Genomic DNA, 13,780 nt, shown 5'->3' with positions numbered 1-13,780 from the left:
AGTTTTGTATTGTCCGATCCATGATGGCGGTATAGTAGCTTTATTAAGAGATTTTTATTGTCAGCTCACCGAGACCTCTCTATAGACATTTTTGTCTGCATCTACAACGAATAGGTCATCTTGTAAAACAATGGCTTGTAGTATGATAGGTCTAACATTCGACTGATTTAAGCTCATTGTCAGTATGATCTAGCCAGAGTGAACCTTTTTCGGTTCATTTCAAGCTCAAACTTTGTTGGAAATATAAAATGCCTGACTATCGTTCAAAAACATCGACACACGGAAGAAACATGGCGGGTGCGCGTGGCTTATGGCGCGCAACTGGGATGAAGGATGAAGACTTCGGTAAACCGATTATTGCAGTGGTGAACTCATTCACCCAGTTTGTACCGGGTCATGTTCACCTTAAAGATCTAGGCCAGCTCGTGGCACGTCAGATTGAACAGGCAGGCGGTGTAGCAAAAGAATTCAATACCATTGCTGTAGATGACGGCATCGCGATGGGTCATGACGGTATGCTGTATTCACTGCCTTCACGCGACCTGATTGCTGACTCGGTAGAATATATGGTCAGCGCACACTGTGCCGATGCCATGGTGTGTATCTCGAACTGTGACAAGATCACTCCGGGGATGTTGATGGCGGCAATGCGTCTGAACATTCCGGTAGTATTCGTGTCTGGCGGTCCGATGGAAGCGGGTAAAGTAAAAATCCGTGGTAATGACAAAGCCATCGACCTGATCGATGCGATGATCGTCGCTGCAGATGATAACTATACTGACGAAGAAGTTGCAGAATACGAACGTTCTGCATGTCCAACCTGTGGTTCATGTTCAGGTATGTTCACTGCGAACTCAATGAACTGTTTGACTGAAGCATTGGGTCTATCACTTCCAGGTAACGGTTCAACTTTAGCAACTCATGCGAACCGTAAAAAACTGTTCGAACGTGCAGGTTCTCTCATTGTGGAACTGGCAAAACGCCATTATGAACAAGATGATTACAGCGTATTGCCACGTTCAATGGTGACCAAAGCATCGTATGAAAATGCCATGACTTTGGATATCGCGATGGGTGGTTCAACTAACACAGTACTTCACCTGTTAGCTGCTGCAAATGAAGCAGGTGTAGACTTTACGATGGATGATATCGACCGTCTGTCTCGTAAAGTACCAGTGCTTTGTAAGGTTGCTCCTGCGAAGAATGACGTGCATATGGAAGATGTACACCGTGCCGGCGGTATTATGTCGATTCTCGGCGAACTGGATCGTGCAGGCCTGTTAGATACCTCTGTCGGTACGGTTCACGAAGCAACATTAAAAGATGCTTTGGACAAGTGGGACATCATCCGTACTGAAGATGAAGAAGTGTATAAATTCTTTAAATCAGCACCAGGTGGTGTACCGACTCAGACTGCATTCTCACAAGATCGTTACTACTCACGTCTGGACGGCGACCGTGAAAATGGTGTGATCCGTAATGCAGAACGTGCCTTCTCTAAAGACGGTGGTCTGGCTGTGCTTTATGGTAATATCGCACTCGATGGCTGTATCGTAAAAACGGCCGGTGTAGATGAATCAATCCTGAAATTCAACGGGACTGCACGTGTATTTGAAAGTCAGGATTCAGCAGTTGAAGCGATCTTGGGCGGTAAAATCACAGCAGGTGATGTGGTTGTGATTCGTTACGAAGGTCCACGTGGTGGCCCTGGTATGCAGGAAATGCTATACCCAACCAGCTACCTGAAATCTAAAGGTCTTGGTAAAGAGTGCGCACTTCTGACTGACGGCCGTTTCTCTGGTGGTTCTTCAGGTCTGTCGATTGGTCACGTTTCTCCAGAAGCTGCTGAAGGTGGTGCGATTGGTCTGGTTGAAGATGGCGACCGTATCGAAATCGATATTCCAAACCGTACCATTCACCTAGCTGTTGATGATGCGACTATGGCCGCTCGTCGTGCAGCACAGGATGAAAAAGGATGGCATCCAGTGGAAGACCGTCCACGTAAGATTTCTAAAGCATTAAAGGCCTATGCAATGCATACCACAAGCGCTGCAAAAGGTGCAGTTCGTGAAATCTAAGCTGTAAATCTTTATAGTGCAAAAAAGCACTCCAGAGGGGTGCTTTTTTTATTTTTGATAATTGCACTACCTCAAATAACTGAATCAGATACACAGAGTCTTACTTTTATCTAAAGATCGCTTTCTATACAATCAAATAAAACCTAGACAGCTTTTAGGCTTCACAAGAATTACATCCAGGACGAATAAAATGAGTAAAGACAATATCCGAGAACATTCTGCTCCCGTCTATGAAGGCATCGAGAATGCACCGGCCCGTTCCATGATGCGTGCCACCGGTTTTCAGGATGAAGACTTTACTCGTCCGTTTATCGGGATCGCGTCAACCTGGGCCAATGTGACCCCTTGCAATATGCATATTGATGGCCTGGCACGTACAGTCGAGCAGGGCGTGAATGCTGCCGGTGGTAAGGGCATTATCTTTAATACCATCACTATTTCTGACGGGATCTCGAACGGTACTGAAGGCATGAAATATTCCTTGCTATCGCGGGAAATTATTGCCGATTCGATTGAAGCAGTAGTTGGTTGTCAGGCCTATGATGGCGTGATTGCCATTGGAGGTTGTGACAAAAACATGCCGGGCTGCATCATGGGCTTGGCGCGTCTGAACCGCCCGGGTCTGTTTATTTATGGCGGTACCATCAAACCAGGTGAAGGCCATACCGACATGATTTCGGTATTTGAAGCGGTGGGTCAGCATGCCAAAGGCGAAATTAATGCGATTCAGGTGAAACACATTGAAGAAGTGTCGTTGCCGGGCCCAGGTTCTTGTGGCGGGATGTACACCGCGAACTCCATGGCCTCTGCGATTGAAGCCCTCGGTATGAGCTTACCGGGTTCATCAGCACAGGAAGCGGTGTCTGAAGACAAACAGATCGATTGTGCCCGTGCTGGTGAAGCAGTGATGAACCTACTTCGTCTGGACATCAAGCCACGTGACATCATGACCAAAGCGGCTTTTGAAAATTCAATTAAAGTATTGATTGCGTTGGGTGGATCAACCAATGGTGTACTGCATTTGTTAGCCATGGCGCATACGGCGGGTGTTGAACTAAGCCTAGATGACTTTGTACGAATTGGTAAAGAAATTCCTGTCGTGGCCGATGTCCGCCCATCCGGTAAATACCTGATGTCAGAACTGATTGCTATTGGTGGAATCCAGCCATTGATGAAACGCATGCTGGATGCTGGCATGCTAGATGGTTCCTGCCTGACTGTGACTGGAAAAACACTGGCAGAAAACCTGGCCGATGTAGAAGATTATCCAGAAGGTCAGCAGATTATCTTGCCATTCGACAAACCGGTGAAAAAAGATTCGCATCTGATCATTATGAAAGGCAACCTGTCACCGAATGGTGCAGTCGCCAAAATTACCGGTAAGGAAGGTCTATATTTCAAAGGACCGGCACGGGTGTTTGAAGGCGAACAGGGCGCGATGCGCGGGATTCTGGATGGCGAAGTTCAACCAGGTGAAGTGGTCGTCATTCGCGGTGTCGGGCCTAAAGGTGGGCCGGGTATGCCGGAAATGCTGAAACCGACTTCTGCCATTATTGGTAAAGGTCTGGGGGATTCAGTCGCACTTATTACTGATGGCCGTTTCTCAGGTGGAAGTCATGGTTTTGTGATTGGTCATGTCACACCAGAAGCCTATGAGGGTGGTCCGATTGGTCTGGTGCAAAATGGTGATGAAATTTCCATTAATGCGGAAACCCGTGAAATGACTTGGCATATTTCGGATGAAGAGCTTGCTGCACGTCAGGCGGCCTGGGTGAAACCGAAACCGAATTACACTCACGGGGCACTGGCGAAATTCGCCAAACTAACCTCTGGGGCGGAGACCGGGGCCGTGACTGACCTAAATCTTGAAATCTAAAGTCCTAGAAAACATTGAACATTTGTTGCTGACTTGATATAAGTTTTGCACAAGACTTATATCAGGTCATAAACATCCTCATAATAGAATGTTGAATAAAACGATCCTGCTGGCAAGGGCTGGCATGACAAAATCTTTTCGAGGCACCTCTCATGTCCCTGCTACGCCGTTGGTTTGATCCAATCCGATCGAGTTGGTTTTACCAGAAACCAGTTCGTCAAACGGTGTTATCTATTGAAGATGGCTTGAGCATCCATTTAAGACTGGATGATGTTTATAGTTATCTGGCGGTACAACAATTACCGCAACTAGAAGAAATTCTCAGTCCGGAACTGAAGCCACTCAAAGTCATCATTTCAGATCAGCGGGCTGAACCGCCTAATCAAATGTCTTTTGATGAATGGCAGCACTATTGCCTGAATGATGCCAAAATTTTATCTAAACAGCATCGTTTCAGCTTTCATGAGACCCCAGAATTACCGACAGCTGAAGCCTTAAAGCAGGCAGAAACTATCCTGAGAAATACACCGTTACGCGGACAGGATTTTCTATATTTGCTAGAAGATGTATTCCATATGCTCTGGCAAAAACAGAACGGAAAATTGCGTACCTTATATGCGATGGCTAGCCGTCATCATGCGCCGCAGAATTTTCCGGAACGAATTTTTGAGCATAGTCCGATTCTGGCCAGCTATTTCCAGTTTGGCGGACGCCAGTATCAGGCGGTAGATGACTTGTTACGTCTGACCCGTCGTCTGAAACAGCAGAGATTACTGACCGGCAACCCGATTTTCCTGATCAATCATATTGAATGGCGCGAGCATCTAATCAGTGATGCTGAAGAGCTGAATGAAATCCAGTCCATGGATCCAGAGCTAGACCTGTATATCGCTCTGGAAGATCCGATTTCCTGGTTATTGTTGGCTTATATTAAAGAAGAGCTGGCTGATTTTTATAATATCCAGTTGAATGTCTATCCGCTGTCTTATCAGGGACGGGACTGGTTTGACTGGAGTCTGGCGACGCGCTTATCCAAGCGAACTGAAGTCAAATTTACCCCATTCTGCCGGCCAACCGAGCAGGCCGTGATGCCGATGGCGCAGTTGTTTTATAGCTGTCCGGAAGAGCAGCGGATTGAAGCCATGTACCAGATGCTGAAAGCGGTCTGGACTCGTGGTTATGATCTGTCTTATGCAGCGCATTTCAAGCGTATGCAGCAGGAACTGAATATTACTGAACTGACCCAGGAAGACGTTCTGGCCAAGTTGCAGGAAAATGACACCTTATGTGAAATGAAGTCCCAGCCGAATTTACCGGTCCTAGAACTGCGTATTGATGGGCAAAGTTATACATTTAATAGCTTATATCGTGTCTGGATGATTGAAAGTATTTTCAGTAATGTGTTAGAAGAAAAGTATAAGAGTGATAACTAAACTGAAAGTGACTGAATAAACATGGAAAAAATCAAAGCTGAATCATTACAACATGCACGTCAACAGATCGATGCCATTGATACAGCTTTAGTCGAGCTGATCGCTGCGCGTCAATTTTATGTTGATCAAACCACCCGTTTTAAAAAAACTGAAACTGATCTGCAATCACCGGAGCGTATGGAGCAGATCGTGGAAAATGTCAAAGCCTTGGCACAACAGCAGGGTGTGGATCAGGCGTTTATTGAGCATCTGTACCGGGAAATGTTCCAGTATTTCATTCAGCGTGAACTGAAAGAGTTTCGTCCTTAAACAATTTTCATATCCGATTTTTGCTGATGCATCTGATGAGTTTCAGCACGTCCATCTGAAGCCTCAAGATTTACTTGAGGCTTCCTTCTTAAAACCCTGATTTTACTCTATTCGTGATTTCTATAGCATGGGCTTAAATCAATTTAGGGTCATCAGATGACTGCTTTTGTTATTGCTATTTTTGCTCTGGCTGGTCTGATTAAAGGCACCATTGGATTAGGTTTGCCGGCTGTGTCCATGGGTTTGCTGACCATATTTATGAGCCCATTCCAGGCAGCAACTTTACTGATTGTGCCTTCGATGCTGACCAATTTCTGGCAACTCTTTGCCGAAGGTCATGTGCTGAAACTGATTCGCCGTTTCTGGCTTCTGCTGGCAGGCATTATTGTGGGTTCGGTCTGGAGTATTTTCCCGACTTTAGGCCATTCTGAATTTCATAGTGAAGCCTTACTAGGCGGGATGCTTGCTCTATATGGCCTATATGGTTTACTGGCAAAACGGATGCCAGATTTAAGCCAGCATGAAAAGTGGCTTTCTCCGATTATGGGATATCTCGGGGGTGCCTTGACCGTGGCGACTGGGGTAGTGGTAATTCCAGTCGTGCCTTATTTGCAAACCCTGCATTTAAAACGTGATGATCTGGTTCAGGCCTTAGGGTTGGTATTTACCACCTCAACGGTGTGTTTGGCAGTTTTTCTGCACCGAAACCCGGTGGAAGATATGCCGATTGATTATGCCATGTCGGCGATTGCACTGATTCCGGCCTTGATCGGGATGTGGTTCGGCAAAAAAATCCGTTTCCGTATCCCTGAACAGAAATTCCGGACAGTATTTTTTATCGGCCTGATCGCCTTAGGCAGCTATATGATGCTGCATTAATTCGGCTGGATTTAATTCAGGATTTTTTGTACATCCGAAGAAATGAGGAACTGGCTAAAGTGCTGATAGGCCGTACTTAGTTCATCAAAGTTCTTTGCAGCTAACAATAACTTGCGGTTGGCCCAATCTCCTGTCAGTTGGATTTGCTGAAATGCATAGAGCTTCGACAAACGTTGTGCAGCACGTTCTGGCATGATCGCGATACCTACACCATTGGCCACAACCTGGGCAATGGCGGCAAAATTTGGTAAGCGTAAGCGGTATTGAATTTCACAGTTCAGCAAGCGAGCCTGAGTTTCGATGGATTGCTGCAAAGAGTGATATTGCATCAGACCAACAAAAGGATAACTCAGACAGTCTGCTAATTTTAATGCCTGATTCGTTGCCAGACCATGCGGTTCAGGGCAGATCAGCACCAGAGGATCATCTGAAAATTCCAGAGTCTGTAATTGTGGTGCAGGAAAAAAGCTGGAAATAAGTCCCAGCTTGGCAGTACCACTCGCCAAAGCCGCAATGATGTCATTGCTCTCTGCTTCTTTGAGGTCGATCTGGATATTTGGGTTATTTACCAGATACTGTGGCAATAATAGGGGAAGGTACTCACTTTGTGCTGAAGAGTTACACCATAAGCTGATATTNNCAGAATGGCGGCTGAACAGACTGACCTGATATTGCTGTTCCAGCTTTTTAATCCGCTCACTGGCTGCCTGTAAGGAAATAGCAGAGCGTTCAGCACCTTTGGTCAGACTACCTGTGTCGACTATATTGAGAAAAAGACGTAAATCAAAAAAATCCAGACGCATCGGCAGGATGCTCATATAAAAGATCAGGCCTATTTAAACAATTCTTGCGATATAAAAAAAGCAGCCCGGAGGCTGCTTGAAAATTTAAGTCTTCGAATTATTTTTTATCGACCAGGCTAAAGAACCAGTTCAGGAATAACGCAGCAAAGGTCGCTGTACCAATTCCACCGAGGTTAAAGTTACCAAAGGTTAGAGCAAAGTCACCTGTACCCAAAATAATGGTCACTGCTGCCACCATCAGGTTTTTGTTCTGTGAAAAATCGACTTTATTTTCGATCCAGATTTTCGCACCGGCAATAGTAATCAAACCAAAGACTACAATAGAGGCGCCGGTTAAAATCGCCGTTGGAATGGTATGAATAATCGCACCAAACTTTGGTGATAAACCGAGGAATACCGCAAATACACCCGCAACAGCAAAGATAATCGTTGAATAGACACGGGTAACGGCCATCACACCAATATTTTCACCATAGGTGGTCATACCCGGTGCGCCCACACCACCTGCCAGGGTAGTCGCAATACCATCCGCTACAAAAGCTTTACCAATATGCGGATCCAGATTTTCACCGGTCATGGCACCTACGGCTTTAATATGTCCCAAGTTTTCTGCAATCAGAATCAGGGCAATAGGCGCAATGATCAGCATGGCATTGGTATCAAATACAGGCGCATGGAAGCTCGGAACACCAAACCAGCCAGCTTGCTGAATTGGCGCAAAATCAATTGCAGTACCATAGCCCATCACATTACTTAAAATGTAGTAAATGAAGTAAGCCAGCAATAAACCGATCAAGAGCAATAAACGCTGTACCAGACCTTTGGTAAACACTGCAATGGAACCCATACACAGTACGGTCACCAGTGACATCCACATATTAAAGGTATTACCCATGACGTTTTTCACGGTCACAGGGGCCAGGTTCAGACCAATAATCATCACCACGGCACCAGTCACGACAGGTGGCATCAATTTTTCAATCCAGCGGGTTCCCGTTGCCATCACCAGAACACCCATTAAGGCATAAAGCACACCACAGGCAATAATCCCGCCAGCGGCGACACCAATATTTGGATTCAGTCCGCCAGCACCTGCATAACCGGTTGCCGCAATCACCACCCCAATGAACGCAAAGCTTGAACCCAGATAACTTGGTACACGACCACCCGTGATCAGGAAGAACAGGATGGTACAGATCCCCGACATTAAAATGGCCAGATTGGGATCAAAACCCATTAGAAATGGCGCCAGTACCGTCGCACCGAACATGGCAAAGGCATGTTGTACCCCCAAGATCAGGGTCTGGGCAGGCGGTAAATACTCTGCGGTACCTACTGGTCGTGCATCGATACTACCCTCATAAGGGCGCCACTTGGGAAACCAATTGGACATAAAATGAGCACTCAAAAGATAAATTGTGCACATCATACTCTTGTTTTTTAGAAGATTTAATCACTGAAACAAAATTTTTGTTCAAATTAATTCTATGACTTTATTTGAGATTTTACCGTGCGGTAAAAGTTTTTTAAATCAAAACTAAAGTTAAATCAGTGGATTAATTCCCGGACAATTCATATTCAACTTCTATAAGTAATTTTAATTTGATATATAAATAAAGCTTTTTTTGGCTATTGACTGATCAATAAAAAAGCACATCGTGTAGATGTGCTTTAAATGGAAGAGAAAAAAATCAACCGGTATTTCGTAAACCAGCTGCGATCCCGGCAATACTCACCATCAGGGCATGATCGACCGGAGTGTGTTCAGCCTGCTGCTGTTCCAGATATAACCGACGACGTTTCATCAGTTCGGCTTGTAGTAAATGGAGCGGTAACAGATAAGGTTTACGCACCGTCATAGACTGGTCTAAGACGCCATTACTACTGAGCAGTTTAGATTCCCCTTTTAAGGTTAATAAGGTCTGGATCGCATCCTGCAAGCGTTGACGTAGTTCCGTGCCGAGCTCTTTCAGGTCTTCATCCTGAGTCAGATGTGATTCGTAATAGAGCGCGACATTGCTGTCTGCTTTGGAGAGTACCATTTCCAGCATATCAATCAGGGTCTGGAAATAAGGCCATTCAGTCAGCATTTCATCCAGAATCGTACGTTGCCCTTGATCCAGTACCTCATTTAATGCGGCACCGGTACCCAGCCAAGCCGGTAACATCAAACGAATTTGAGTCCAGGCAAAGACCCAGGGAATAGCACGCAAGGATTCAATCCCGCCGCTGACCTTACGTTTGGCAGGACGTGAACCAAGCGGCAGCATTTGCAGTTCCAGTTCTGGGGTCACGGTACGCAGGTATTTCACGAAATGTGGATTTTCACGTACTGTCTGACGATAGACCTGTACCGACAGATCGGTCATCTTATGCATCAGATCACGCCATTCCGGTTTCGGTTCGGGTGGCGGTAATAAAGTCGCTTCCAAAGTCGCTGCAGTATAAATTTCTAGATTTTGTAGCGCGATTTCTTCCAGACCAAATTTAAAGCGAATCATCTCACCCTGTTCAGTCACCCGGATGGCGCCTGAAATCGAACCCGGCGGTTGTGAGAACAGCGCTTGCTGGGTTGGTGCACCACCACGGCTGATCGAGCCGCCACGACCATGGAACAGGGTCAGCTGGATACCATGCTGTTTGGCGACTGCGGTCAGTTCTTCCTGCGCACGGTACTGTGCCCAGTTGGCTGACATAAAGCCGGCATCTTTGGCCGAATCCGAATAACCAATCATGACTTCATGCTTGCCCTGAATATGCTGTTTGTACCAGTGCATATTAAAGAGTGTCGACATGGTGTCAGCAGCGCCGTCGAGATCTTTTAAGGTTTCAAATAAAGGTACTACCCGTAAAGGCTGTTTAATCCCGGCTTCTTTTTGCAGCAGCAAGACGGCCAGCACATCACTTGGATATTCGGCCATGGAAATAATATAGGCGCCCAGAGATTCACTTGGCTGTTCAGCCAGCGTGCGCATAGTGGTAAACACTTCCTGCACATCCGGATGTTCAATCAGGCTACCCGCTGGTTCATTCAGGTGTTTAGGTAGTAAAGGGCGTTTACTTTGCAGTTCCTGCAGCAAGAAGTTTTGACGGGCCTGTTCGGTCCAGGTTTCAAAATTACCCAGACCCAGATATTCAGTAATGGCTGAAATAGCCTGACGATGACGACCAGATTCCTGACGGATATCCAGTTTGAGCAGTTCAATTCCGAAACAGTTTACCCGGTAAATCAGGTCCAGCAGACTACTATTGGCAAGTTCTGCTAGATTGCACGCCATCAATGAGCGATAACAGGTCAGTAAAGGTTTTAATAACTCATCTTTACTCTTAATGACCCGACTATCATCCGCATCTTTGCCATGCAGTTTTTCAGCCAGCCAGGCACGGGTGATTTTTAGACGTTCACGGATATCGCGTAAATATTCACGGTACGGTTCAGGATGTTGATGGCCTAACGCCTGTGTAATTTCATCACTGCATTGCTGAATAGAAAGTTCCCAGCGCAGGTTTTCAATATCACGCAGATACAGATCAGCTGCTTTCCAGCGCGACAACCACAATACTTCCTGAGTCACATTATGTGTCACATTCGGATTGCCATCCCGGTCGCCACCCATCCAGGAAGCGAAACGTACCGGAGCAACATCCAGTGGTAGGGTCTGTCCGCATTGCTCCTCAACCATGCCGTTCAGTTCACGAATGAATTTAGGTACAGCATTCCAGAGGGTCTGTTCAATTGTCGTAAAGCCCCATTTGGCTTCATCCACTGGGGTTGGGCGATGTTGACGGATTTCATCAGTTTGCCAGGCAGAACTGATGAGCTGTTTTAAGTCAGCCGAGACTGCCTGACGTTCACGCGGGGTCAGTTTCTGCTGGTCAAATTTGGACAGGGCATTATTGATGCCATCATATTTCTGGATCAGGGTGCGTCGGCTGACTTCTGTTGGATGTGCGGTCAGTACCAGTTCAATCTTTAATTCACAGATTTGCTGATATAAGGTTTCTGCAGAAATTTCTTGCTGTTTGAATTTCTCAAATAAAGGCACCAGAGGATTTGGAGATTCTGTAGTTTCCTCAAATTCGCTTTGACGGCGTCGACGTACCACATGGTACTGTTCGGCAATATTGGCAAAGTTTAAGAAATGGGTGAAGGCACGGGTCAATGGCAGGATTTCATGATCTTCTAGAGTCAGGAATAATTGTTCCAGCTGTTTTTCTGCTTCAACCTGTCCATCGCGAGCACCTTTCGATAAGGCCCGAATTTGCTCGACCTGATTAAACAAATCTTGCCCCGCATGTAACTTCAGGGTTTCTCCCAGCAAATTACCCAGTAAACGTACGTCTTCGCGTAGAGGTGCATCAATCTGTTGAACCATTTTTTATTTCCCTCCGATTCTTCCTTTGACTATACCCCGACTGCATGACAATCCAAGTCTTTTGCAGACAAAAGTTGAATATCATTTGTTGATAATTGAACGAATTTTAGTCCTTACGCTGTTGCAAGGATCCGGCCAGATAAAAGAAATTTAACGGGAAATCGCATATTTCAGTATAAAGAGCTCAATGGCCTGCTGAATGATCTGATGACGTTGTTGCATGTCGGGTAGCGGACTTAAGCCCAATAAGACTTTGTGATGCCGCATACCTAATAGTAAGGACACCATCAGTTCGGTCTGATGCTGCGGATCATCAGTCTGGATAAATTGATGTTGCTGCGCCTGCTCAAAGAAATCATGCCAGGCCTGATTCAGCTTGATATGTGAGGCTGTATAAAAACGTTCCGCCAACGGATTTTTTTCATAGGCCAGTTGCATGATGAGCAGGTCCAGTTTGAGGGCTTCCGGCAGATTGGCAATATTGAATGAGCGCAGACAGATCTGATATAGCTCCTGCTTGAAATCACTATCAGGCTGCAGAACTTTAGGAGATTCCTGCAGAATTGCCTCACAGGTTTCTTCAACCGCACAGCTAAACAGCGTGGCCTTATCCTGAAAATGATTATAGACAGTGAGTTTGGTCACCCCGGCTTCCAGCGCAATCTGGTTCATGCTGGAACCATGATAACCATGCTGTAAAAACAGCTGTTTCGCTGCGTTCAGAATACGCTGGCGTTTCTCCAGATCCTTGGGTCGTCCAACCGGTATTTGCACAATTTCATCCAAAAAAAATCAATATGGTCATTGTTTTAACTGCAGAATCCTAATTAGTGTACCGGGTGGTATATTAATTAAAAAATAAGCAATTTATATATCTACTTATTTTGCCCTAAAAATGATGATTAGATAAGAGCGAACAATAATGAGCACGATACAGAGCGCACTGGCTGGCATGATCGTCCTATGCAGTATGGCTTTCTCAGGATGTAGCAAGGACAGCGCTGCAGCAGAACAGGAAGTTCCATTTGTCATGGTGACCACACCGAAAACTTCACATCAGGAATTGAAAAGCTATGCCGGTGATGTCCAGGCACGTCAGCAAACAGCACTGGCGTTCCGGGTAGGCGGGCAGGTCACCCAGCGCTTTGTCGATGTGGGCGATCAGGTAAAAGTGGGGCAGATCTTGGCGACCCTAGATGTGAAAGATGCTCAACTTCAATTAAATGCAGCACGTGCCCAGCTGGAAAGTGCTCAATCGGCCAGTAAAATTGCTCAGGATGAATTACAGCGTTTCAAGCAGCTGTTACCCACCAATGCCGTGAGCCGTTCGCAATATGATGCGATTGAAAACCAATATAAGGCAGCCGCGTCAAATCTGAAACAGGCTCAGTCTAATTATGATACGGCTAAAAACCAGACCGCTTATAACCAGCTCATTGCTAATAAAAATGGGGTGATTACTGCACGCAATATCGAAATTGGTCAGGTCGTTGCAGCAGGGCAGGCGGCCTTTGAACTGGCGATAGCCGGTGAGCGTGAAGTCGTGATTGGGGTTCCTGAACAGGCGATTTCCGAAATTAAAACCGGTCAGCCGGCCTGGGTCACGTTATGGTCCAAACCGAATGAAAAATTCGCCGCCTTTGTTCGTGAGATTTCACCTGCAGCAGATCAATCGCGTACCTTCCGGGTGAAAGTGGCTTTACGCGAAGGTAATAGCCAGATCCAGCTCGGTCAGAGTGCCCGGGTGTTCTTCCAGAACAGTCAGGACAATATCCTTAGCGTTCCTTTATCCAGCGTTTCAGCGACCGATCAGCAGGCCTATGTGATGGTAGTCAAGCCGGATCATACCATCCGCAAAGTGCCGGTTCAGCTGGGTGCTTATGGCCGTGATTCTGTACCAGTTCTCAGTGGGTTAAAGGCTGATGATTATGTGGTGATTGGTGGGGTGCATCTGCTGCGTGACCAGCAAAAAATAAATCCGATTGACCGTGAAAACCGTAGTGTGAAAATTCAGGCAGGGAGTTAA

General features: G+C 46.1%; 10 protein-coding genes. 6 read left to right on the top strand and 4 right to left on the bottom strand.

Annotation, left to right across the window (positions count from 1 at the left end):
- Window positions 1-248 precede the first annotated feature (248 nt).
- The 5 genes from ilvD (B3J29_RS04625) (at window position 249) to B3J29_RS04605 (ending at window position 6,575) form a co-directional block, all read left to right on the top strand.
- Window positions 249-2,078 (top strand): dihydroxy-acid dehydratase, encoded by a 1,830-nt coding sequence (gene ilvD / locus B3J29_RS04625; protein ID WP_286964506.1) that lies wholly within the window; start codon window positions 249-251, stop codon window positions 2,076-2,078.
- Between the two features lie 190 nt (window positions 2,079-2,268).
- Window positions 2,269-3,954: a dihydroxy-acid dehydratase gene (ilvD, locus tag B3J29_RS04620; RefSeq protein WP_034171552.1), complete on the top strand. Its 1,686-nt coding sequence runs from the start codon at window positions 2,269-2,271 to the stop codon at window positions 3,952-3,954.
- 152 nt (window positions 3,955-4,106) lie between these two features.
- On the top strand, window positions 4,107-5,387 hold the full coding sequence (locus B3J29_RS04615; protein ID WP_286964504.1) for a hypothetical protein: 1,281 nt from the start codon (window positions 4,107-4,109) through the stop codon (window positions 5,385-5,387).
- 21 nt (window positions 5,388-5,408) lie between these two features.
- Window positions 5,409-5,696 carry a chorismate mutase gene (locus B3J29_RS04610; RefSeq protein ID WP_004780403.1) on the top strand — a complete coding sequence of 96 codons (288 nt, stop codon included), beginning with the start codon at window positions 5,409-5,411 and terminating at the stop codon, window positions 5,694-5,696.
- Between the two features lie 156 nt (window positions 5,697-5,852).
- Window positions 5,853-6,575, top strand: coding sequence for a sulfite exporter TauE/SafE family protein (locus tag B3J29_RS04605; protein WP_214001765.1), 723 nt, complete (start codon window positions 5,853-5,855; stop codon window positions 6,573-6,575).
- A gap of 11 nt (window positions 6,576-6,586) precedes the next feature.
- On the opposite strand, the gene B3J29_RS04600 is transcribed toward B3J29_RS04605, so the two are convergent.
- The 4 genes from B3J29_RS04600 to B3J29_RS04585 form a co-directional block, all read right to left on the bottom strand.
- A complete protein-coding gene (locus B3J29_RS04600; RefSeq protein WP_286964516.1) occupies window positions 6,587-7,378 on the bottom strand; it encodes a LysR family transcriptional regulator in 792 nt (263 codons plus the stop codon).
- A 97-nt stretch (window positions 7,379-7,475) separates the two neighbouring features.
- Entirely contained in the window at window positions 7,476-8,771 is a 1,296-nt protein-coding gene (locus B3J29_RS04595) for a solute carrier family 23 protein (RefSeq protein ID WP_005233183.1), read from the bottom strand.
- 298 nt (window positions 8,772-9,069) lie between these two features.
- Complete coding sequence (gene ppc / locus B3J29_RS04590) at window positions 9,070-11,754, bottom strand: phosphoenolpyruvate carboxylase (protein WP_286964501.1); 2,685 nt, start codon at window positions 11,752-11,754, stop codon at window positions 9,070-9,072.
- A gap of 150 nt (window positions 11,755-11,904) precedes the next feature.
- Window positions 11,905-12,528: a TetR/AcrR family transcriptional regulator gene (locus B3J29_RS04585; protein ID WP_286964499.1), complete on the bottom strand. Its 624-nt coding sequence runs from the start codon at window positions 12,526-12,528 to the stop codon at window positions 11,905-11,907.
- 148 nt (window positions 12,529-12,676) lie between these two features.
- Between B3J29_RS04585 and B3J29_RS04580 the strand changes: the two genes are divergently transcribed.
- Window positions 12,677-13,780, top strand: coding sequence for an efflux RND transporter periplasmic adaptor subunit (locus tag B3J29_RS04580; RefSeq protein ID WP_286964497.1), 1,104 nt, complete (start codon window positions 12,677-12,679; stop codon window positions 13,778-13,780).

Origin of the sequence: Acinetobacter sp. UBA5984, from assembly GCF_002429925.1 — a bacterium.
In the GTDB taxonomy this organism is placed as follows: domain Bacteria; phylum Pseudomonadota; class Gammaproteobacteria; order Pseudomonadales; family Moraxellaceae; genus Acinetobacter; species Acinetobacter variabilis.
The sequence above is the reverse complement of the archived record's forward strand: the minus strand, read 5'-3'. Positions and strand labels throughout refer to the sequence as shown.